The sequence below is a fragment of the Robbsia betulipollinis genome, from assembly GCF_026624755.1.
In the GTDB taxonomy this organism is placed as follows: Bacteria; Pseudomonadota; Gammaproteobacteria; order Burkholderiales; family Burkholderiaceae; genus Robbsia; species Robbsia betulipollinis.
Window position 1 is genome coordinate 381,050 of record NZ_JAPMXC010000010.1, and the last position, 21,406, is coordinate 402,455.

Consider the following 21,406-nt stretch of genomic DNA (forward strand, 5'->3'; position numbering starts at 1 on the left):
CTCTTAAAGTTCCGAATAATAAAATGACAGACTCCGGCGATATACGGTTCCTGATGACCATTCGCGACAGCGGCAGTCTCACCGCGGCATCGCGGAAATTGGGATTGTCCCCTTCCGCGGTGACCCAACGCCTGCAGCTGTTGGAGAGGAAGTTATCCATGAGACTGGTGGACCGCACGGCGCGCAAGCTTCTCTTTACCGAGGAAGGCCAGTTGCTATGCGAGCGCGGAGGAAATCTGGTACAGCAATTCGACGCGCTTTTCGACGATTTACGCGAACGCAGCGGAGAACTGGTTGGAACGTTGAGGATCAATGCACCCTTCGGCTTCGGACGTCGATACATATCGCCGGTCATCGCCGATTTTCAACAGCAGAACCCGGAAGTCTCGATCATGCTCAGCCTCTCCGATCGTCCTCTGACGGAAACGATCGATCGTTTCGATGTCGTCGTGCATATCGGTGGACTCCAGGCGTCCAATCTGATCGGCCATGCCCTGGCGCCGAATGCGAGATTTGTTTGCGCTTCTCCATCGTTTATAAAGCGTTTTGGGAATCCAGCTACACCGGATGAGTTGATGAAGGTGCCTTGCATCGTGCTACCGGAAAACAACGAGGATGTCTCGCTGTGGAATTTCAGTAAAGGGAAAATAAGCCGTAGCGTTCGAGTGTCGTCGAAACTGAGTTGCAACGACGGCGATGTGATTCGACGCTGGGCATGCGAGGGTCGCGGCGCGATTCTTCGGTCCGAATGGGATGTCGCCGACGACCTGCGGAGCGGGCGGCTGATCAGACTTTTGCCGACCTGGAAAACGTCGGACGCAAACGTCATCGCATTGACCCACAGTCGCACTGGTTTGCCCGCGAGGACCCGGCACTTCATGGCGTTTCTGCGGGACAGTTTCAAACCGACACCTGAGTGGCGGTCTTGATGACGTGTTGCGCATCGCCCTGGACGTCAACCAACCGCAACGATTCATCCGCACGATAGTTCATCTATTTTAAATATAAGATTAAAAGTATGTTAAAGAAAAACAAGTTTTTGGAATTTATAATCGGACGCAGCGATTTGGTGAGCCACCGGATTCGGTGCGACGACGTGTAACCAGGACAATAACTCGATGATGCTGGATCTGCTTGATACACCCGCCGCGGTGATCGATATCCCCCGGATGGAAAAGAACATCGCCCTGATGCAGCAGCGCATGAACACGCTTGGCGTGAACTTTCGTCCTCACGTGAAGACGACCAAATGTGTCGAAGTCGTTCGTGCGCAGATTGCCGCAGGCGCGAAGGGTATAACGGTTTCCACATTGAAAGAAGCGGAAGCATTCTTCGCCGCGGGCGTGGTGGATATCCTCTACGCCGTGGGTATCGACCCGTCCAAGTTATCGAGAGCGATGATGCTCAGGAAAAAAGGATGCGACTTGAAGCTCGTGGTCGACAATCCCGCCGCGGCGGCCGCGGTGGGTGAGTTCGTTCGCCGGCATGGTGTTCGCTTCGAGGTCTGGATCGAAGTCGACACCGACGGGCATCGATCAGGCATCACGCCCGGCGAGGACACGCTCCTCGAAGTGGGCAGGATCCTGCAAGACGCCAAAATCGAGGTGGGTGGCGTCTTGACCCATGCGGGTTCCAGTTATGAATTGAATACACACGAAGCTTTGCAGGCGCTGGCCGAACAGGAACGGGCAGGGTGCGTGCAGGCGGCACGACGACTGCGCGATATCGGCATAGCGTGCGAGGGCGTCAGCGTGGGTTCGACGCCGACGGCACTCGCCGCACGTAGTCTGGAGGGCGTGACGGAAGTACGCGCGGGTGTCTATGTGCTGTTCGATTTGGTGATGCGCAATGTCGGCGTCTGCGCTTTCGACGATATCGCCCTGAGCGTACTTGCCACGGTTATCGGCCATCAACCGGAAAAGGGCTGGGCGATCCTGGATGCAGGCTGGATGGCGATGAGCCGCGACCGCGGCACTTCGAAACAGTCCCATGATTTTGGTTACGGCCAACCCTGCATGCTTGACGGTACGCCACTTCATGACTATATATTGAGCGGCGCCAATCAGGAACACGGCATTCTCTCGCCCGCCGAATCGGAATACGGCGACGCGTCGACTTCGCAGGACATACGCGCACGCTTTCCGATTGGAACGAAACTCAGAATCCTGCCGAACCATGCCTGCGCCACGGGAGCGCAATTTCCCGAATACCATGCCCTTCAAGCGACGGGCGAACTGACCGTCTGGCAGCGCTTTTATGGATGGTGAGATTGCTGCGCTACGGGTCCAAAACGAAACGAGAGGCGGCAGCGGCCGGCGGCGGGACCGCCGGCGATCCGATATGACACGGGACCGCCGTTAGTCGCGCCCTTCGCGACCGGCTGGCCGACCTGTTTGGTCAGCGTCTCGACCGCATCCTTCGAGGATAGCGGGCCGAGTGTCGTTTTCGGATCCAGAGGCTCGCCCATCGTCACACCCTGCATTTGCGCGGTGACGGCGGCAAGGAATGCGTCGGCCACGGCCTCATGGACGATGAAGCGCTTGGCCGCGGTGCACACCTGCCCGTTGTCGGCAAGCCGTCGAGGTATGATTTTCATCATCACCGAGATCACGCAGGCTTGTTTCGTCAGGGGCGGGCGATCGCCTTTTCCCTGTTTTGCAATACTTCGGCGAGGAACCAATACGCTTCCTTCCATGCCTCCAGGATGGAGGCGTCGACGGCGTCGCCCAAAATATCCTTTATGGCAGGCAGCAACGCATCGGCCACCGGGCCGTAGTGTTCGGGCGCGATATGGGCTGCTACGTGGCGCTTCGCCACGCGCTCGATCGCGCCATGCAGGGCGGACAGATTGTCGACGTTCTGGGCATATGCCAGGATCGCGGCCGCCAGCCGTTTGGGTTGTTCGCCGGGTGCCGAACCGGCATTGTCGAAGAGTGCTTTCATCTTCGGGTCGGTAAAAAGTCTGTCATACATTCGGGTCGTAATCGCGAGACCGTGCTGCTGCATGATGGGCGCGGTGCGTTTGACGATGGCGATGACTTCGGGCGAAAGCGGTTTGCTCATGGCGAAAACTCGAAAAGGTGGAGAAAAAGGCGCCGCGCGTGAACCGGACATCCCGGCGTGCGGCTCGATCCGTTAGAGACGCATGCTGATCAGAATTCCCAGAATCAGGGCCGCGGATGCCGCCATCAGCGATCTCGAAAAGTCGTGGCTTTGCGCATAGAGCGCTTGGGCAAGGACGGGGCCGATAACCTGCCCGAGGCCGTACACGAGCGTCATCGTCGCGAGCAGATTGATTCCGGCCTTTCCCGCCGCGCGCTGCGCTGCCGGCATTGCGATCGTGACGGTACCCATGAAGGTGCCGCCCACCAGCAACGCGCTCAACAGACAGTTGACGGTGGATGCGGAGAATGCCGGCAGTACGACCCCGACCGCCTGGACCGCCAGATTGATGCGCAATGCGGTTCGCGTTCCCCATCGCCCGTGAAGTCGGTGCCAGAGAAAGCAGGACGGTGCCGCGCCGAGTCCGAAGACGGCCCAGACGTGCGCCGGGTCCAGGTCGGGCAATGCCGATTTCACGAGGAGGGGAAGATACGTGGCCGTCACGATATAACCCAGGCCAGCCAGTCCATAGAGCCCGACCAAGGGCCAGTGCGAGACCGGCATCGCCGTGGACGCCGTGCCCTGGCTGGCGCTCTCCAGGCTTTCCGAACCGCGGGCGGCAATCCCAGGCGCGGCGCCCAGGCCAATCACCAGGGTCACGGCCGCCAACACCAGCCACATGGTGGGGCTCCGCAAACCGGCATGGGCCGCGATGACGAGGATTTCCGCGGATACGGCGATGCCCACTCCCACACCGGCATAAAGCCATGGCGTGCCGCCAAAGTGCTTGCGGTATTCGAGCAACCACAGGGAGGCGGAGACCATCGACAGCGCGCTGAACACGCCCGCGCAGCCGCGCACCACGATGATCGCCCAGAGCGGCGTGAAAAAAGCCATGGCGACCAGGCAAAGCGTCGTTCCCACGACCGACCAGAGGCAGAAACGGTGGGCATTCCCGGCTCGGGCCCGTACCGAAATCAGCGCGCCGAGCAGATAACCGCCATAGTTCGCCGATGCCGCGAAGCTGCCGCCTCGCAACGTCAAAAGGCCTTCATCGACCATATGCGGGTACACGGCCGTGAAAGCGAAGCGGCCGAAGCCCATCCCGATCGCCATGATCAGCGCGGCTTCGATCGCCGAGCGCAGCTTGAAATTCCGTTTGCGCAGTACCGTTGCGGGCGCCGTCATTTCGCTGCCTCCGGTAGTAGCGTCAAGAGCTGGCGAAAAGCGGGGACGTCATAGCCTTCGCGCCAGACCAGCAACGTGTCGCTCTTCCCGGCGGGAAGTTTTTTCAGTCCGGCGGGGGCTTCCGAAAGACGGAGCGCGCTTTCCGGTAACAGCGTGACGCACGCCCCGGCGGCGACGCAGGCGATCATGGCGTGAAACGACGCCATTTCCTGAACCATCCACTCGGTCGAGCCGGCCGTGCCAAGCAGATCCTCGGCGAGGGTTCGGTAGGTACAGCCCTGCGGAAAAGCCGCTAACGAACGCGTGCGCACATCTACCGCCCGCCGCGCACCGGCTTCACTGGCGGGGAGCAGCAGTTGCAGTTTTTCGGACCAGATGACGCGCGCGGACAGCCCGAGTTCGCTCAGCGTCGCGGGGCTACCGAACGATGGCGGCAGGGCGACCAGCGCGCAGTCGAGTTTGCCCGTGCGCACGTGCTCTATGAGAGGGCGCGAGGGCCCGGTTCTCAGCTCAAGACGCGTTGCGGGGTGCGCTGCGTGATAGCGGGCGAGAATCGATGGCAGGCGGCTCGCCGCGGTGGTGTCCATGCTGCCGATGCGCAGCGTGCCGCCATCGCGACCGCCCGTGACGACGTGCCTGGCCTCGCCTTCCAGCGCCAGCATTCTCTGCGCGTATTCGTGGAAGCGCTCGCCCGCAACGGAAAGCGAAATACGCTTGCCCGTGCGCACGAAAAGATCGCTGCCAAGATCCATTTCCAGTTGCTGGATGCGGGTAGTCACATTGGATGGGACGCGGCCCAGACGCGTCGCCGCGGCGGTGATGCTCAGTTCGCTGGCAACGGCACAAAAAATTCTCAAACCATCGAAGTCCATCTCATTGTCTATTGAAGAATGATGTTAGTATTTTATTCTCAGATAAAGAATATGTCGCGCCTTATCTCATTATTTTCAGAAACGGGAGACCCTGGATGCAAACGATGACGCCGTTCCTCGAGCGATTGGGTATCCGGTTGCCGATCATCCAGGCGCCTATGGCGGGCGTATCCACGCCGCGATTGGCCGCCGCCGTATCGAATGCCGGAGGGTTGGGCTCCCTCGGCATCGGTGCCAGTACGAACGCGCAGGCGCGCGCGGCAATCGATGCGACGCGATCCCTGACGGACCGCCCATTCAACGTCAATGTGTTTTGCCATGCATCTGCGCGTCGCGACACGGCCGCGGAGTCTGCGTGGCTGGCGCATCTGGCGCCGCTGTTTGCGGAAGTCGGCATGGAACCGCCAGCCGAATTGACGGAGATCTACAAAACGTCGGTCGACGACGATGAGACGTTCGACATGCTGCTCGAGCAGCGTCCCGCCGTCGTCAGCTTTCACTTCGGCGTGCCGGGAAGGGAACGCGTTCACGCATTGCACAAGGCAGGCATCCGCACCTTCGCAACGGCGACCAGCTTGCGAGAAGCGAAAATGATCGAAGAAGCGGGTGTCGATGCGATCGTGGCCCAGGGCCTGGAAGCCGGCGGTCATCGGGGAAATTTCGATCCCGCCATGACGGACGAGCACCTCAGTACCGCCGTCCTGGTGCGGCTTCTGGTGCGGAACACACGCCTGCCGGTGCTCGCGGCGGGCGGCATCATGGACGGGCAGGGAATCCGCGCGGCGCTGGCCCTGGGCGCCAGCGCCGCGCAATTGGGGACCGCTTTCGTGCTGTGTCCGGAATCCGCAGCCGACGAGCATTACCGCGCAAATCTGAAAAGCGAGCGGGCGTCGGAAACCCGTCTGACGAGTGTGTTGTCGGGACGCCCGGCCCGCGGTATCGTGAATCGGCTGATACAACATGGCGATGCCGCCGGCCGTCCCGATGTGGCGGCCTATCCGCTTGCCTACGATGCCGCGAAACGACTTCACGCCGCGGCGATGAAGAATGGCGACCATGCATTCGCCGCGCATTGGGCAGGGCAGGGGGCGCCGCTCGCGCGGGAAATGCCGGCCGACCGTCTGATGTCGATCCTGGCGCGGGAACTGGCTGAATGAAGAACGTACATTCGCGAAAGTGAAAGGGCGTCCATCAGCGCAGTTGGAAAAATGTAAGGAAGCGGTCCTGAACAAATTTTCGATGCCGTACAACCTTACGATTGCCTACCTCGTCCTGACGTGAACTGGCCCGAGAAGTGTCTTTGCCGATGGGTCCATTTCAGGCCCTTCCGGGTCCACGGATTGCATTTTCGCGACACGCATCACGGTTCTCGAAAATCCATTGACATGGCTCTGCGCCGACACTTAGAATCCGTCCGTCACGACCAAAGAGATTGCCATCTTGGACTGTAGTAGTTGTCGCTTCCCCGAAGATTTCGCCGCCTGAACAGCAGGACGTCCACGCTTTCCATTGGCCGCCGTCTTGCTTGCAGGCAAGCGGTGCGCGTCGTAGTCTTTACTTCCGTACCCCCATACCGATAGCGCCTTGTCACGGCGGCGGCGACGCTCGTCCGTACGGCACGCGTTGCGCGTTTCGACGCGCGGAGTGTTTCGTGGCGGTCCCATTTCCAGTGGGACCGCCACGAGACGCACGCACCAACACGCCCATAGGAAACGGCGAAAGGAGCGGTCATGCCCGACCCTGATAGTTGCACCTCATGCTGCATGCGTTGTAACGACTCTACGTTCATCGCGGAAAACGAATCGGGCAGATAGCATTGCGCAAGCGCGCACGAACCGCATGTCGAACGATTTCCGCGATGGCACCATGCCACACGTGAAGGACATTTTCATGCGCTTCGGATTGCTCGTAGAACACCGGCCGTACCCGGCCGACGCCCCTCCGCCACACCTCCCCGTACCGGTCATCCCGCGCATTCTCGCGGCGCTATGGCGCCCTATTACAAAGCGCCGCGCCTAACGGCACTTTCGATACCGCGATTGCAGTGACGTCCTTCCCCGAGGGGAGACGTCCGCCTCGCGTCATCCTGCGTTCCCGCGTTCCCGGGTCTGCTCGTCGTCGACCGTCTTTTTGCGGTCGTGTCCACGGCGTGGAGCGCGATCGACAACGGCCCCGGCAACACGTATTGCCCGAGGGGCTCTGCTGGCATATCTCAAAATGAAAACCACCCGTCGTTATCGGATTTTTACCGTACTGCGCCTTTCCCTGCTCGTTTCGCTTTGTGCATCGTGCCTCATTCAGGCGGCGGAACGCGACAGAGAGCGCGATGCGGCGCCGGCCCAATCGTTCATCGTCGAGCATGGCGTCTACCGTGTGCCGCCCGGTTCTGCGTTGCGGCAACGGCTCATCGTCGCCGCGGTAGGTCAGGAGAACCGACCGCATCGAATGATCGTTCCCGGGCAGGTGGACGCATTGCCCTCGCGCACGATCAACCTGTCGGCGCCGCTCACCGGTCGGGTCACCGAACTCCATGTCGAGTTGGGCGACACGGTCAGGAAAGGTCAGCTCCTGGCCGTGCTCGCTTCGGGCGATATGGCGCAGGCTGTCGCGGATTATGACAAAGCCCGCGACGCGCTCGATCTGGCGAGGAAAACGGCGATACGGACAGCCGGCGTCGAGAAAGCCGGTGCAAGCGCCGCGAAGGATCGCGAGGCGGCGGACAGTGCGCTCACCCAAGCGAATGCGGAAATGGTCCGGGCGAAAACGCGTTTGGATGCATTGCGCGGTTCCACGGGCAAACCGGTCAGGACCGGGCAACTGACGATCTTCGCGCCGGTTTCCGGCGTGGTCACCGCGTTGAATATCGGCCAAGGGAGCGTGGTGGGCGATCCGACGGCAACGTTGATCACGCTTACCGATATCGGCGCGATCTGGGTGAGCGCCGATGTGCCGGAGGATCAGATCGGCGCCGTGCACCTTGGACAGGACGCGAGCGTGACGTTTTCGGCCTATCCAGGCGCTCGCGCCGAAGGCAAGGTTGCCGTCATCGGCAGCGCCATCGCAGCCGACACGCGTCGTTTGCCCGTGCGCATCGCCCTGCCCAATCCGGCCGGTCATCTGAAACCGAATATGTTCGCCACGGTTTCATTGAGCGTCGCCGACGACAGGCATGTCGTGGTGCCGCAATCCGCCTTGCTGATGAACAACGACAGTACGACGGTCCTGGTCGAACGGTCGCCCTGGACATTCGTGCGGCGCCGCATCGAGCTGGGCACGGATGAAGACAGCCAGGCGCGCGTGTTGTCGGGATTGAAAGCCGGCGACCGTATCGTCGTTCGAGGCGGAGTCTTGATGAATGATTAAAAAATGGATGGATCTATTTATCGCGCGCTGCTTCCAGCGGCGTGCACTGGTGTGCCTGCTTGCGGTTGCCGTGACGGTATTCGGTTACTACTCGTGGACGCAGATGAGCGTCGAGGCCTATCCCGAACTCAGCGACGTGACGGCTCAGGTCACGACCCAGGTGCCCGGTCTCGCCGCCGAGGAGATCGAGCAGCAGATCACGATGCCGCTCGAACGCGCGCTGGCCGGCACGCCCGGCGTGGCGACCCTGCGGTCCAGCAGCACCTTCGGACTCTCGTTGATCACGCTGGTCTTCCGCGATAACGCGGAGGACTATTGGTCGCGTGCGCGCATTACCGAAAGGATCGCGACGGTGTCCCTCCCGGGTGGCGCGACGCCGAGCCTGGATCCGGTGTCGGGGCCGGCCGGTGAAATCTATCGCTATACGCTGGAATCCGATAGCAAGAATCTCATGGAACTTTCGGAGATTCAAAATTGGATCGTCATCCGCGCGTTGATGAGCGTGCCGGGCGTCGCCAATGTCGACAATTTTGGCGGGTTCACCAAAGAGTACCAACTGGAACTCGACCCCCAGCAGCTTCTTCGCTACAACGTCGCAGTCGGCGATGTCGTCACCGCGATCAATGCGAACAATGCCAACGCCGGAGGCGGCCGCGTCACGCGCGGAGAGCAGTCGTATATCGTGCGCGGCATCGGCCAGATCCAGACGCTCGCGCAGTTGGGGGACACGGTGATCACCCAACGCAATGGGCAACCGATATTCGTGCGGGACCTGGGCAAGATCGTCTACGGGCATCAGGTCCGCGAAGGCGTCGTCGGCAAGGACAACAATCCCGATACGGTGGAGGGCATCGTCGATTTGCTGAAGTATGAAAACCCATCGAAGGTATTGCAGGGGATTCATGCCAAGGTCGACGAGTTGCAACGGCAACTGGCACCCATGGGGGTGCGCATCGTGCCGTATATCGATCGCGATGATCTCGTTAAAGCGACTGTCGATAAGGTCGCGCGCACCGTGGTCGAAGGTGTCGGCCTCGTGATCATCATCTTGATCTTGTTCCTCGGCAGCCCCCGCGCCGCCATCGTCGCGGCGCTGACGATTCCGCTTGCCCTGGTCGCCGTGTTCATCCTGATGCATTTCACCAGGATGCCCGCCAATCTGTTTTCCTTGGGGGCAATCGATTTCGGGGTGATCGTCGACGGGGCGATCGTCGTGACCGAGGCCATTCTGCGCGTGCGCGAGAGCCGGCCGAGCGACGTGCTGACGCGCGAGATGGTTCTGACCGCGACCCGGCAGGTCGCCCATCCCATCTTCTTTGCGACGCTCATCATCATCACCGCCTATCTGCCCTTGTTTGCCTTCGAACATGCGGAGGGAAAACTGTTCACCCCGATGGCCTATACCGTGGGCTATGCGCTGTTCGGTGCCTTGCTGTCGAGTCTGACGCTGATACCCGCACTGGCGTATAAAGCACTCAAACAACCCCGGCGGCTGTTTCATAATCCCGTGCTCGCGGTCGTGCAGCGCGGTTACGCCCGTTCGCTCGACGGTTTTCTGTCCCGGACACGACTCGCTTACCTCATCGGTATCGTTTCGCTGGCAGGGGTGATCGTGCTGGGCGCGAACGTGGGCCGCGAGTTTCTGCCCGATCTGGATGAGGGAGCGCTTTGGCTGCAGGTGCAGATGCCAAGCGGGATTTCGCTCGACAAAGCCATCGAGATGTCGAACGAATTGCGGCATGCGGCACGGGAGTTTCCCGAGGTGTCGTACATCGTCACCCAACTGGGTCGTAACGATACCGGCACGGATCCCTGGACCCCTTCCCATATCGAATCGGCGGTTGGCCTGACCTCGTACGACAGTTGGCGGGGAGAGACGAAAGCGCAGTTCATTCAACGGCTGGACGCGCGGTTCAAGCGCATCCCGGGGATGTCGGTAGGCATCAGCCAGCCGATCGTCGATGGCGAAAACGATATGGTCGGGGGTGCCCACAGCGCCCTGGTGCTGCGCGTCTACGGCGATGACTTCAAGGAGATGCGGCGCATCGGCGACGACATCGTTGCGGTCTTGAAAACCGTTCGCGGCACGAACGATGCCTCGATCTTTCAGGAACCGGAGATTCCGCAACTGGTGATCGCGACGGATCGTGCGGCGGCCGCGCGCTACGGCGTCAATATCGCCGACGTCAATGTCCTGATTCAAAACGCGATCGGTGGCGCGCCGATCACGCAGGTGTATCTGGCGGACCGCACGTACAACGTCACGCTGCACGTGCCCCGCAGTACCGTTGCGGATCGCGAGGCGTTGGGGCGGTTGGCGCTGACGTCGACGTCGGGCGCCAGGGTGCCGCTGGCGATGATCGCGCATATCGGCTTGAGAACCGGAGAAAGCACCATCGCACACGAGCAGGGAAAACGGCAGATCACCATTCGCATCGACAACCGCGATCGTGCGTTGTCCGACTATCTCGCCGATGCACAGCGAAAAATCGACGCCGACGTGCATTTCGATCGTGTTCGCTATCACCTCGAATGGGCCGGCACGTTCGAAAACGCGCGGCGGGCGCAGACCCGGATGGCAATTTCTCTTTCGATCGTGATGGGCATCATGCTGGTGCTCCTGATCGCGAATTTCGGCAACGCGCGCCAGGCCGTGCTGGTTCTCGGCGTGGTGCCTCTCGCGACGCTGGGGGGATTGACCGCATTGCACCTGCGCGGCTACACGCTGAACATCGCCACGGCGGTAGGCTTTATCGCCCTGTTCGGCGTGGCCGTTCAGAACGGCATCATCCTCGTGTCCAACGTCAATCGCGTGCGCGAGCAAGGAGGTCCGCTGCGGGACGCCGTCCTGGCCGGTGCCGTGGAACGGTTTCGTCCCGTGCTGATGACGGCGACCGTCGCCACCGCCGGCATGTTGCCCGCCGCGCTGGCGACGGGCGTCGGCACGGATGTCCAGCGTGGGCTGGCGACCGTCGTGGTGGGCGGTCTGGCCGTGGCCACGTTCATGACGCTGTATATCCTGCCCGTTTTTTATTTTGCCCTCGAACGCCATATCGAACGGCGCGCGGGCAACCGCATCGATAAGGAGACCCGGCAATGACCGACGCGCTCATCCGCTCGCACGGGAAACGTTCCCGCATCACGCTGCTGACCGGCATCCTGACTTTGATGTGTTCGGGTTGCACGGTCGGTCCGGATTTCCATTCGATGGCGGCACCGAACACACCGCGCTATGGCGCGCAGCCGTTGCCGGAACGCGTTGGCGGAAGCGCTGCGGGCGAGGTACAGGCCCTTGCGCTGGATCGCGACATTCCGGCGCAATGGTGGCAACTCTTTCACTCGCCGGAACTCGATACCCTGGTGGTGGCGGCACTCGAACACAACCCGACGATCGATGCCGCGCAGGGAGCCTTGCGTCAGGCGCATGCGTTCACCGCCGCCCAGCGCGGCGCTTTTTTCCCGACGGTGAGCGCGAACCTGAATCCCGTCCGTGAGAAGACGGCGGGCACGCTATCGAGCCCGCTTGAATCGGGTGCGAACTATTATTCCCTGCAAACCGCTCAGTTGAGCGTCGGCTTCACGCCGGACATCTTCGGTGCGAACCGGCGGCAAGTCGAATCGCTCGAAGCGCAAGCCGACGCGGCGCGATTTCAGTTGGAGGCCGCGAAACTGACGCTTGCATCCAATGTCGTATTGGCCGCGATTCAGGAAGCGTCGCTACGGGCGCAAATCGATGCCACCCGCCGGTTGATCGACAGCCAGAATACGGTGCTGGCCGCGTATCGGGCACAACTCGCGCTCGGTCAGGTCAAGGAACTCGATGTTTTGTTTCAACGCTCGCAACTCGCGCAATTCGCGACGACACTGCCGCCGCTGGAAAAACAGCTCGCCCAGCAACGCGATCTGCTGACGGTACTCGCCGGACGCCTGCCCGCGGATGAAATCGCGCAAACGTTCACGCTTGCCAGTCTGACGCTTCCGACGGAGTTGCCGGTCAGCTTGCCGTCGCGGCTCGTTCGACAGCGGCCGGATATTCGCGCCATGGAGGCCCAGCTGCATTCCGCGAGCGCTCAGATCGGCATCGCGGCCGCCAACCGGCTGCCGAACCTGGCGATCAGCGCAACCTGGGGCAGCGCGCCGGCAAGTTTCGCGCTGAATCAACTGTTCCGTTCGGGCACCGGCTTCTGGAGTATTGCCGGCGATCTGACTCAGCCGATCTTTGACGCCGGCGCGCTGAAACAGCGTCAGCGCGCGGCCGTTGCCGCGTACCGCCAGACCGCGGCACAATATCGAGCGACCGTGCTCACGGCGTTTCAGAACGTCGCGGACAGTCTTGGTGCGATCGTCGCCGATGCCGACGCGGCGGATGCGGCCCACAAGGCCGAGGATGTCGCGAATCGGACGCTCGTCATTACCCGGCAGCAACGGGCACTGGGGGATGTGGCCAGCCTGGCGGTCGTTGTCGCCGAGCAAGCTGCGATACAAGCGCGGTTGAGCTTCATTTCGGCACAGACCGCCCGGCTGAGCGATTCGGCGGCCTTGATCCAGGCGCTCGGCGGCGGTTGGTGGAACGCGCCACGCGACGACGGGGGCGACGGGGGTGACGGTCAGGGTTGATCGAAGCCTTACACTGCCTACTCGGGCGGCGACTCGGTCGGCTTCACAGCCGGCCCTGCCGCGGTGCGTTCGACGATCAAGCGGTAATGCTCCGGGCGGCGGTGCTTCGCGAAGTTGAAGACGTGTTCGCGGAAGGTGTCGCCGATGGCGAGATCGATGTTCGCGAAGATGACCTCGTCCTCCTCCGACGACGATTGCGCGGCGATCTCGCCGGACGGCGCGACGATGACCGAACCCCCGATCATGTGGAAACCGTCTTCGGACCCGCATTTCGCCGCCGCCCCGATCCACATCGCGTTTTGATAGGCGCTGGCCTGCAGCGCGATGAGGTGCGTGTGCATGCGCAGGTGGACGGGCTCGTTCCAGTGAATGTTCCAGGACGGCGTGTTGTAACCGACCAGACCCAGTTCGGCACCTTGCAGCGACAGCACGCGCCATGTCTCCGGCCACCGGCGATCATTGCAGATGCACATGCCGATCGTCGCGCCCAGGGCGTCGGCAACGGTGAAGCCGAGATCGCCGACGTCGAAGAACTTCTTTTCGAGATGCTGAAAAGGGGCGTTGACTTTGTGATCGGCATGTCCCGGCAGATGGATTTTGCGATACTTCTGCACGATCCGTCCGGTCTTGTCGACCAGAATGGCGGTATTGAAGCGTCGCCGTTCCGGCGTCAGTTCCGCATACCCCAGATAAAATCCGATTCCCAGTTCCACCGCGAGATCGAACAGCGGTTGCACTGCCGCGTTCGGCATGGACTTTTCGAAGAACTTGTCCTCCGCCTCTTTTTCAAGCATCCAGTAGCGCGGGAAAAACGTCGTCAGGGCCAGTTCCGGAAATACGACCAGATCCGCGCTGCGGCTTTTCGCCTCGCGCATCATCTCCATGAGCCGCGCCACCGCCGCCGCCCGGTCATCCGCGAGATGCATGGGCCCCATCTGTGCAACCGCCAGGCCAATCTTTCTCGAAGTTTTCATACCTAAGCCGTCCAATGATAGGGGTGACAGTGAAGCGGCCCCCCCGCGACTCCCGCGTTCAGGGCGGTCGGGAAATGGAGATGGCCGAGGGGAAACGGGGTGGAAACGGCGCGGCGCCGAATCCGGGAAACGTCAGCGCGCCCACGATATCAAGGTATTTTTCGTGCGTAAAATAGGTCAAAATTGGTCGTCCATAGCCTGACCACATGGGACGCCCGCGTGCGATCGGGCGAGCGCCGGGGCGCGCATGTGCGCTGGATTCAGCGGTTCAATGGGGGGCTTGCCGAAGATCTTCGTCAAGCAGTTCGCGCAGCAGCCGCAGAAAACCGCGGGCCGAATGAGAGAGTGGCTCCGCGCGCGAGTAGGCGGCCCGCACCGTCAACGTCCGGCCTGGGGCCAGCGGGCGGACGTCGATCCGCGTGCGGGCCAGGGCATCCACGCAGAAGGGATCGATCAGCGCCACGCCCACTCCCTCCTGCACGAGGGCGCAGGCGCTGATCGCCGAACGCACCTCGACGATCGGCGCGGGCCGCGGCATATCGCCGAAGGCGGCGCCTACCACGCGGCCCAGCGGCGTGTCATGACCGTAATCGATCCAAGGCTGCCCGTGCAGGTCCGACAGTGTCAGTGTCGTCTTCGCACCGGCCTGGCCAAGCGGCACCGCGCAGACTATCGGCACCGTGCTCAGCGGTTCGGTTTGCACATTCGGGTGCGCCACCTCGAACATCGTGATGCCCAGATAGTGTTCGCCGAACAGGACGCGCGGCACCAGATTGTTGTGCGTCAGGGGCTCGAAGTGCACCGGTAATTCGGGATAGAGCCGGTTGAACCGTGCGATCGCGCGTGGCACGACGTGCACGCCCAGACTCGGGCTGCATACCACCGTCAGCTTGCCGCCGCGACCGGCCACCAGCGCGCGCACGAGATCGTCGACCCGCTGGATGCCGTCATAGGCGACTTCCACCTCCTCGAAGATGCGTTTCGCCTCGGGCGTCGGAAACAGGCGGCCGCGGCTGCGTTCGAACAGCAGGAAGCCAAGCCGTTCCTCGGTCAATTGCAGGACCCGGCTGACCGAAGGCTGGGCGATCAACAGCGACCGCGCCGCCTCGCTGATCGAACCCGCGATCATGATGGCGCGAAATATCTCGATCTGACGCAGGCTCATCGTCAGCCGGCGTTGCGGCGTGTCATCGTAATTCAAGAAAAATCCTTGCAATGGCGCGGTACTGGAGCGAGCCCATGCCTTTGGGCTATGGAAGAGTAATTTTGTACTATTTCCCAGTGCCGCGTGGTCTTGCTATGGTGCGTCATCGAGGGTGCGTCATGCGCTGCTCATGCATGCGCTACCCATTCGTTGTCCATTCGCCGCTTGCCCATGCCGACACACGAACTTCCGCTGATTTCGCAGGCACGCTTGCCCGACGTCACCGCCTACCGCATCGTGCCGCGCCGCTACTGGGGGCGCTGGCTGGCGGCCGTGATCCTCGTCGCCCTGGTAGCTGGCCTGTTGCGCGCGTTCGCCCATGGAGACATCGAATGGGGCACCGTCGGCCGTTTCCTGACCGCGCCTGTGATCCTCAAAGGGCTGGCGAACACGGTCGCGATGTCGGTGGCGGCGATGGCGTTGGGGATCGCGTTCGGCGTTTGCGCGGCGATCATGCGCATGTCCACGAACCCGGTGCTGCGCGGTGTGTCGAGCGCCTATGTCTGGCTGTTTCGCGGCACGCCCGTGATCCTGCAACTGCTGCTGTGGTTCAACCTGGCGCTGGTGTTTCCGACGCTCGGCATCGAGGGCCTATGGCAGGTTCGCACCGTGCAGGTGATGACGCCGATGCTGGCGGCCCTGCTGGGCCTGAGCATCAACCAGGGCGCCTATACCGCCGAGGTGGTGCGGGCCGGATTGCTGTCGGTCGACCCCGGCCAGGTGGAGGCGGCGAAGGCGATCGGCATGACCGGGATGCGGGCGCTGCAACGCATCATTTTCCCGCAAGCCATGCGCGTCATCATTCCGCCGCTGGGCAATGAATTCATCGGCATGGTCAAGCTGACCTCGCTGGCCAGCGTGATTCAGTTCACCGAGATCCTGCATAACGCGCAGAACATCTACTACGCGAATTCGCGCGTGATCGAATTGTTGATCGTCGCGGCGATCTGGTACGTGGCGGTGATCACGGTGCTGACGCCGTTGCAGATGCTGCTCGAGCGCCGTTTCGCGCGCGGCACGCGAGGTGGGCGATGAGCTTGCCGCTGCAAGCCGATGCGGTACCGATCGTTTCGATCGACCGTGTCTCGAAGCGCTTCGGCGATTTCCAGGCGCTGCGCGAGGTATCGGTCGACGTCGCGCAGGGCGAGGTGCTCTGCCTGATCGGTGCGTCCGGTTCCGGCAAGACCACCCTGCTGCGGTGCATCAACCAATTGGTTGGCATCGATAGCGGCGCGATCTGGGTGGACCGCCAACTGGCCGGTTATCGCATCAGCGGCCATCGGTTGCACCGGCTCCCGGAACGCGACATCGCCCGTCAGCGTCTGTCGACCGGCATGGTGTTCCAGCGCTTCAATCTGTTTCCGCACATGACCGCGCTGGAGAATGTGATGGAGGGACCGGTGCAGATCCTGCGACGGCCGCGCGCCGAGGTGGCGGCGGAGGCGGCGACGCTGCTCGACCGGGTCGGCCTGGCCGCGAAGCGCGATGCGTTTCCGGCGCAGTTGTCGGGCGGCCAGCAGCAGCGCGTGGCGATCGCCCGCGCCCTGGCGATGCAGCCGAAGGTCATGCTGTTCGACGAGCCCACCAGCGCGCTCGATCCCGAAATGGTCGGCGAGGTATTGGCGGTGATGCGCACGCTCGCGCGTTCCGGCATGACGATGATCATCGTCACCCACGAACTGGCGTTCGCGCGCGAAGTGGCGGACCGGGTGCTGTTCATGGATGCGGGCGCGATCGTCGAACAAGGACCCGCCGTCGAGGTGCTGAACACGCCGCGCGAGGCGCGTACGCGGGCGTTTTTGGCGGCGGTGCTCTGAGACGGCGGCACTCCGGTGGAGGCCGGCGGCGAGATTTTCCGCACCGCTTTCGTTGTGCCTGATGGCGTCGTCATTGCGTCGTCGCCACGTTGTTTTCGGAACTGTTCCATGCGGTGCTTCCCGCGCTGCTTCCTGCGATGTTTTCCGCGATGTTTCCCGTCGTGCCACCGAGGAGTTTCGATGCGTCGTGCACTTGCCACCCTGGCCATGCTGGCCATGGCCGCCACGTTGTCTGCGCCGGCCCATGCCGCGGCACTGCCCGCGGCGATCACCTCGCGCGGCATCCTCCAGACGGCGGTCGTGCCGAATTATCCGCCGCTGGAATTTCGCGATTCCGCCAGCGGCACGCTGACCGGCTTCGACATCGAACTGGGTGACGCGCTCGCGGCGAAGCTCGGCGTGAAGATGGGATGGCAGGAAACCAACTTCGAGCAGATGCTCAGCAGCGTCAAAACCGGCCGTCTCGATATCGTGCTGTCGGGCATGTCGGATCTGCCCGCGCGCCGCGACACCGTGGACTTCATCGATTACCTGCGTTCCGGCGTACAGTTCTTCACGCAGGCGAGTCACGCGCAGGCCTACGGCAGGATGACGGCGCTGTGCGGCAAATCCGTGGGTGCGAGCCGGCGCACCAGCCTGCCCGGAGAAATCAAGACGTGGAGCGATGCGCATTGCGTCGCCGCCAGGCTGCCGCCGATCAATGTCGTGGGCACCGAGGGCTCGGCCGATGCGCGCACGCAGTTGCGCCAGGGCCGTATCGATGCCGCGGTGCAGGGTAGCGAAACCCTGCCTTTCATCATGAAGAACGAGCCGAACACGTATGCGGCGATCGGCGAGCCGATTCGCTGGACGCTGATCGGCATCGCCGTCGGCAAGGATCAGGTCGCGCTGCGCGATGCCCTGTCCCAGGCGCTGGGCGCGCTGATGGCCGACGGTACCTATCGCAAGCTGCTCGACAAATGGCAGCTCGGGCCCAACGGCGTTGCCGCGCCCCAGCTCAATCAAGGTCAATGACATGGACTCCGTTCCCTTTTTTCCCGCCAATCGCGCCGCCCCGGCACCGCTCTATCCCTGGCCGGACAACCAGAAAAGCGCCTTGTTCCTGGCGGTCGACGTCGACGCCGAAAGCGCCTGGACGGCAAAGGACCCGAAGAACTACGAACGGCTCGTCACGATGTCCTACGGCGGCTACGAGGCCCGCGTGGGCGTGCCGAAAATGCTGCAACTGTTCCGGGACCTGGAACTGAAGGCCACGTTCTTCATCACCGGCTGGGCCGTCGAGGCGCATCCGGCGATGGCCGAAGCGATCCTGCGCGACGGCCATGAAATCGGCCATCATGGTTTCGCGCATCTGCTGCCGGACCCCGGCGACCCGATGATCCTCGATGAAATGGACCGCGGCCTCGACGCGCTCAAGCGCCGTCTGGGCGTGGTGCCGGTGGGCTATCGCGCACCGTTGGGCGAGAGTTGCGAGCAGCTGCGGGTGCTGCTCAAGGAGCGGGGTTTCGTCTATTCGAGTTCCTGGCGCGACGACGTGCGCCCCTACCGGCAGATTCTCGCCTCGGGCGCGTCGGGCGTCATCGAGCTGCCGGCCTCGATGAGCTTCGACGACTGGATGTTCGGCCTGACGCATCGTTTCAGTCCCCGGCCGATGTTCCCGCGCGAGCATGTCCTGTCGATCTGGAACGACGAACTCGAGGAAACCCGCGAGTGGGGCGGTCTGATCACGACGATCCTGCATCCGCAAGTCAGTGGCCGGCCGATCCGCTTCAAGATCCTGCGCGAATTCCTGCATACCGCGCTGGATTATCGGGACGTCTGGATCACGACCGGGGAAAAGATCGCGCGCCACTTCGCCGAGTGCGAAGCCGGCGACCCGACGATGCCGCCCGTTTGAGGGACATGCCACGATGGATCTCCTCTTTACCGACGCCGTCCTGCTGAGCTGCGACGCCCATCACCGCGCGCTGGATCATGCTGCGCTCGCGGTGCGGGGCAACCGCATCGTCGCGCTCGGCAAGCGCGCGGAGGTCGAACGCCAGTATCCGGACCTGCCGCGTTTCGACGCGCGGGGTCTGGCGATCATGCCGGGGATGGTGAACGCGCACACGCACACGGTCCTGATGGCGCTGCGCGGCACCGTCGAGGACTGGTCCGGCGACAGCATCTACCGTTACATGACGCCGATCTCCTACGCGATGACGCCCGCGGAGCGCGCGGTGATCGCCACGCTCGGCTGTGTCGAGGCGATTCGCAGCGGCACGACCACGCTGGTCGATCCGTTTCGCTACGTGGCGGGGTATGTGGACGCGATGGCCGCCACGGGTTTGCGTCTCTGGGTGTCCGAGGCCTGCGCGGATATCGATACGCGACGCATCCGGCACGGCGACTATTCGATCGACCCGGCGTTCGGCGAGGCGTTTTTCGCGCGCGCGACCGCGTTGATCGACGATTACCATGGCAGCTATGACGATCGCGTGCGCTGCCAAGTGGCCGCGCACGCGCCGGACAATTGTTCCCCGGCCATGCTGCATCGGCTGCACGAACTGGCGCGCACGCGCGGCTTGAGCCGCACCATCCATCTCTCGCAAAGCCCGCTCGAAGTCGCTGCGGTGCGCGCGCGGCACGGGCTCACCTCCGCCGCCTATCTGGCGCGCGAGGGCTTCCTGGGGCCGGACCTGATCGCCGCGCACTGGACGTTCTGCGACCGTGCGGACATCACGCTGCTGGCCGAACATGGCGTGCAGATGGCGCACACGCCAGCCAGCATCTCGCGCCGCGGGCTGCACAAGGCTTTGCTCGGGCCCATCCGCGACGCGGGCGTCAGCGTCGCGTTCGGCACCGACAATATGAGCGAAGACATGTTCCAGGCGATGGCGGTCGGTTCGATCGCCTGGCGCACCGGCCGCGGACGCGGCGACGGCATCGCCCAGGAGGGCGGCGTCGATCCCAGTCCGCAGGACATTCTTGTCGCGGCGACGCGCGCGGGGGCGCGGTCGGTGGGCGCCGAGCAGGAGATCGGCTCGCTGGAAATCGGCAAGAAAGCCGACCTGACCCTGATCGATCTGAACACCCCGGCGATGCGGCCCATGATCCGTCTGCCCTCGAACCTCGTGCATTACGGTCATCCCGGTATCGTGCATTCGGTGATGGTCGACGGCGAATTCGTGATGCGCGAGCGCAAGGTGCTGACCGTGGACGAGCCCGCGCTGCTCGCCGAGGCCGAGGCGGTGACGCGCCGGGTCTGGCGGCGCATGCTGGAACAGAACCCCGATATCCGCCGGCCCGAAAGCGAACTGCCCTGGCTCGAGGGATGACGCCGCCGCGCCGCCTTTCCTTCCTCCGACGTTCTCATAAAAAAGACATGCAAAAAAACCGCGCCGTGCCTTCGTCTTCGTTTGCGTTTGGGTCTGCGCCCGTATCCCGGATCGTGCCGTCGGCATGGCGCGCCGCGCCGTCATGGGTCGCCACGCTGGCGCTGATCGCCACGCTGGGCGTGACGCACGCCGCGTGTGCCGCTTCCGCGACGATTGCGGCGGGCATCTATCCCAGTTATCCGCCGCTCGACATGCGCGACCCGCAGACCGACAAGCTGACCGGCTTCGATGTCGATCTGGGCAACGCGCTGGCGGCGAAACTGAGCGCCCGGCTGGATTGGGTCGAGACCAATTACGCGGAGCTGATCGCGGCCGTCAAGACCGGGCGTATCCAGATCTTCTTCAATGGCATGTCCGATACCGCCGAGCGACGCGAACAGATCGCCTTCGTCGACTATCTGCGCTCGGGATCGCAGTTCATGACCATGGCGACAACGCCGCTGGCTTCCCCTGAAGCCTTGTGCGGCAAGAAAATCGGCATTAGCCGCCTGACGAACATGCCCGCCGCGCTGCAGGCCTGGAGCGCCCAGCATTGCGAGAAAGCCGGCAAGCCGGCCGCCATCTACGTACCGGCCGACAACAGCATCGACGGCCGCATCCAGATGAAGCAGGGCCGCACCGAGGCGGTCCTGCAGGACAGTCTGACGGTGCCGCGCACCCTCGATCAGGAAAAGGGCAAGTATCTGACGGTGGGCGAGCCGTTCGCCTATTACGAAATGGGGGTGGGGGTCGGGAAGCAGGATGCGGCCCTGCAGAAGCGGATCGCGCAGGCGTTGCAGCAACTGATCGATGACGGTACCTACGCGAAAATGATGGCGAAATGGGGTTTGCCCGCCAGCAGCGCGCTGCGGCAAGTGACCATCAACGACGCACCCATCCCGAAATAACGCAT

Annotated in this window: 18 protein-coding genes; 12 read left to right on the plus strand and 6 right to left on the minus strand. The window is 63.0% G+C overall.

The genetic code is table 11. The features are described 5' to 3' along the window. The first annotated feature begins 23 nt into the window (after positions 1-23). Complete coding sequence (locus OVY01_RS19470; RefSeq protein WP_267849234.1) at positions 24-929, plus strand: LysR family transcriptional regulator; 906 nt, start codon at positions 24-26, stop codon at positions 927-929. Positions 930-1,118: 189 nt separating this feature from the next. Next, positions 1,119-2,267: a DSD1 family PLP-dependent enzyme gene (locus tag OVY01_RS19475; protein ID WP_267849235.1), complete on the plus strand. Its 1,149-nt coding sequence runs from the start codon at positions 1,119-1,121 to the stop codon at positions 2,265-2,267. Here the strand turns inward: OVY01_RS19475 and OVY01_RS19480 are convergent. The 4 genes from OVY01_RS19480 to OVY01_RS19495 form a co-directional block, all read right to left on the minus strand. Further along, positions 2,255-2,611: an aldehyde dehydrogenase family protein gene (locus tag OVY01_RS19480; RefSeq protein ID WP_267849236.1), complete on the minus strand. Its 357-nt coding sequence runs from the start codon at positions 2,609-2,611 to the stop codon at positions 2,255-2,257. The two genes, OVY01_RS19475 and OVY01_RS19480, sit on opposite strands and share 13 nt — an antisense overlap. A gap of 14 nt (positions 2,612-2,625) precedes the next feature. Next, positions 2,626-3,063: a globin domain-containing protein gene (locus OVY01_RS19485; protein WP_267849237.1), complete on the minus strand. Its 438-nt coding sequence runs from the start codon at positions 3,061-3,063 to the stop codon at positions 2,626-2,628. A 72-nt stretch (positions 3,064-3,135) separates the two neighbouring features. Further along, positions 3,136-4,290, minus strand: a complete 1,155-nt coding sequence (locus OVY01_RS19490; RefSeq protein ID WP_267849238.1) for a YbfB/YjiJ family MFS transporter — start codon at positions 4,288-4,290, stop codon at positions 3,136-3,138. Beyond that, positions 4,287-5,162, minus strand: coding sequence for a LysR substrate-binding domain-containing protein (locus tag OVY01_RS19495; RefSeq protein ID WP_267849239.1), 876 nt, complete (start codon positions 5,160-5,162; stop codon positions 4,287-4,289). The genes OVY01_RS19490 and OVY01_RS19495 overlap by 4 nt, the downstream gene beginning before the upstream one ends. A gap of 95 nt (positions 5,163-5,257) precedes the next feature. Between OVY01_RS19495 and OVY01_RS19500 the strand changes: the two genes are divergently transcribed. The 4 genes from OVY01_RS19500 to OVY01_RS19515 all read left to right on the plus strand — a co-directional run bounded on the left by OVY01_RS19500 (position 5,258) and on the right by OVY01_RS19515 (position 13,142). Further along, entirely contained in the window at positions 5,258-6,319 is a 1,062-nt protein-coding gene (locus OVY01_RS19500; protein WP_284700930.1) for an NAD(P)H-dependent flavin oxidoreductase, read from the plus strand. A gap of 1,060 nt (positions 6,320-7,379) precedes the next feature. Then, positions 7,380-8,525 carry an efflux RND transporter periplasmic adaptor subunit gene (locus OVY01_RS19505; RefSeq protein ID WP_267849240.1) on the plus strand — a complete coding sequence of 382 codons (1,146 nt, stop codon included), beginning with the start codon at positions 7,380-7,382 and terminating at the stop codon, positions 8,523-8,525. Between the two features lie 7 nt (positions 8,526-8,532). After that, positions 8,533-11,625, plus strand: coding sequence for an efflux RND transporter permease subunit (locus tag OVY01_RS19510; RefSeq protein WP_267849241.1), 3,093 nt, complete (start codon positions 8,533-8,535; stop codon positions 11,623-11,625). Beyond that, positions 11,622-13,142, plus strand: coding sequence for an efflux transporter outer membrane subunit (locus OVY01_RS19515; RefSeq protein ID WP_267849242.1), 1,521 nt, complete (start codon positions 11,622-11,624; stop codon positions 13,140-13,142). Before OVY01_RS19510 ends, OVY01_RS19515 begins: the two co-directional genes overlap by 4 nt. A gap of 17 nt (positions 13,143-13,159) precedes the next feature. On the opposite strand, the gene OVY01_RS19520 is transcribed toward OVY01_RS19515, so the two are convergent. Together OVY01_RS19520 and OVY01_RS19525 are read right to left on the minus strand one after the other, a co-directional pair. Then, entirely contained in the window at positions 13,160-14,116 is a 957-nt protein-coding gene (locus tag OVY01_RS19520; protein WP_267849243.1) for an N-carbamoyl-D-amino-acid hydrolase, read from the minus strand. Positions 14,117-14,384: 268 nt separating this feature from the next. After that, positions 14,385-15,317: a LysR substrate-binding domain-containing protein gene (locus tag OVY01_RS19525; protein WP_267849244.1), complete on the minus strand. Its 933-nt coding sequence runs from the start codon at positions 15,315-15,317 to the stop codon at positions 14,385-14,387. 174 nt (positions 15,318-15,491) lie between these two features. Here OVY01_RS19525 and OVY01_RS19530 point away from each other — a divergent pair, with 174 nt between their 5' ends. The 6 genes from OVY01_RS19530 (at position 15,492) to OVY01_RS19555 (ending at position 21,401) form a co-directional block, all read left to right on the plus strand. Continuing rightward, complete coding sequence (locus tag OVY01_RS19530; RefSeq protein WP_267849245.1) at positions 15,492-16,355, plus strand: amino acid ABC transporter permease; 864 nt, start codon at positions 15,492-15,494, stop codon at positions 16,353-16,355. Next, entirely contained in the window at positions 16,352-17,137 is a 786-nt protein-coding gene (locus tag OVY01_RS19535) for an amino acid ABC transporter ATP-binding protein (protein ID WP_284700931.1), read from the plus strand. Before OVY01_RS19530 ends, OVY01_RS19535 begins: the two co-directional genes overlap by 4 nt. A gap of 180 nt (positions 17,138-17,317) precedes the next feature. Beyond that, positions 17,318-18,151, plus strand: a complete 834-nt coding sequence (locus tag OVY01_RS19540) for an ABC transporter substrate-binding protein (protein WP_267849246.1) — start codon at positions 17,318-17,320, stop codon at positions 18,149-18,151. A gap of 1 nt (position 18,152) precedes the next feature. Further along, positions 18,153-19,034, plus strand: a complete 882-nt coding sequence (locus OVY01_RS19545; RefSeq protein ID WP_267849247.1) for a polysaccharide deacetylase family protein — start codon at positions 18,153-18,155, stop codon at positions 19,032-19,034. A gap of 13 nt (positions 19,035-19,047) precedes the next feature. Then, positions 19,048-20,454 (plus strand): amidohydrolase family protein, encoded by a 1,407-nt coding sequence (locus OVY01_RS19550; RefSeq protein ID WP_267849248.1) that lies wholly within the window; start codon positions 19,048-19,050, stop codon positions 20,452-20,454. Between the two features lie 113 nt (positions 20,455-20,567). Beyond that, entirely contained in the window at positions 20,568-21,401 is an 834-nt protein-coding gene (locus OVY01_RS19555; protein ID WP_267849249.1) for an ABC transporter substrate-binding protein, read from the plus strand. Positions 21,402-21,406 lie beyond the last annotated feature (5 nt).

Coding starts and splice junctions, on each gene's coding strand:
- OVY01_RS19470 (WP_267849234.1), top strand. CDS start 24: ATGACAGACTCCGGCGATATACGGTTCCTGATGACCATTCGCGACAGC.
- OVY01_RS19475 (WP_267849235.1), top strand. CDS start 1,119: ATGATGCTGGATCTGCTTGATACACCCGCCGCGGTGATCGATATCCCC.
- OVY01_RS19485 (WP_267849237.1), bottom strand. CDS start 3,063: ATGAGCAAACCGCTTTCGCCCGAAGTCATCGCCATCGTCAAACGCACC.
- OVY01_RS19490 (WP_267849238.1), bottom strand. CDS start 4,290: ATGACGGCGCCCGCAACGGTACTGCGCAAACGGAATTTCAAGCTGCGC.
- OVY01_RS19495 (WP_267849239.1), bottom strand. CDS start 5,162: ATGGACTTCGATGGTTTGAGAATTTTTTGTGCCGTTGCCAGCGAACTG.
- OVY01_RS19500 (WP_284700930.1), top strand. CDS start 5,258: ATGCAAACGATGACGCCGTTCCTCGAGCGATTGGGTATCCGGTTGCCG.
- OVY01_RS19505 (WP_267849240.1), top strand. CDS start 7,380: ATGAAAACCACCCGTCGTTATCGGATTTTTACCGTACTGCGCCTTTCC.
- OVY01_RS19510 (WP_267849241.1), top strand. CDS start 8,533: ATGGATCTATTTATCGCGCGCTGCTTCCAGCGGCGTGCACTGGTGTGC.
- OVY01_RS19515 (WP_267849242.1), top strand. CDS start 11,622: ATGACCGACGCGCTCATCCGCTCGCACGGGAAACGTTCCCGCATCACG.
- OVY01_RS19520 (WP_267849243.1), bottom strand. CDS start 14,116: ATGAAAACTTCGAGAAAGATTGGCCTGGCGGTTGCACAGATGGGGCCC.
- OVY01_RS19530 (WP_267849245.1), top strand. CDS start 15,492: ATGCCGACACACGAACTTCCGCTGATTTCGCAGGCACGCTTGCCCGAC.
- OVY01_RS19535 (WP_284700931.1), top strand. CDS start 16,352: ATGAGCTTGCCGCTGCAAGCCGATGCGGTACCGATCGTTTCGATCGAC.
- OVY01_RS19540 (WP_267849246.1), top strand. CDS start 17,318: ATGCGTCGTGCACTTGCCACCCTGGCCATGCTGGCCATGGCCGCCACG.
- OVY01_RS19545 (WP_267849247.1), top strand. CDS start 18,153: ATGGACTCCGTTCCCTTTTTTCCCGCCAATCGCGCCGCCCCGGCACCG.
- OVY01_RS19550 (WP_267849248.1), top strand. CDS start 19,048: ATGGATCTCCTCTTTACCGACGCCGTCCTGCTGAGCTGCGACGCCCAT.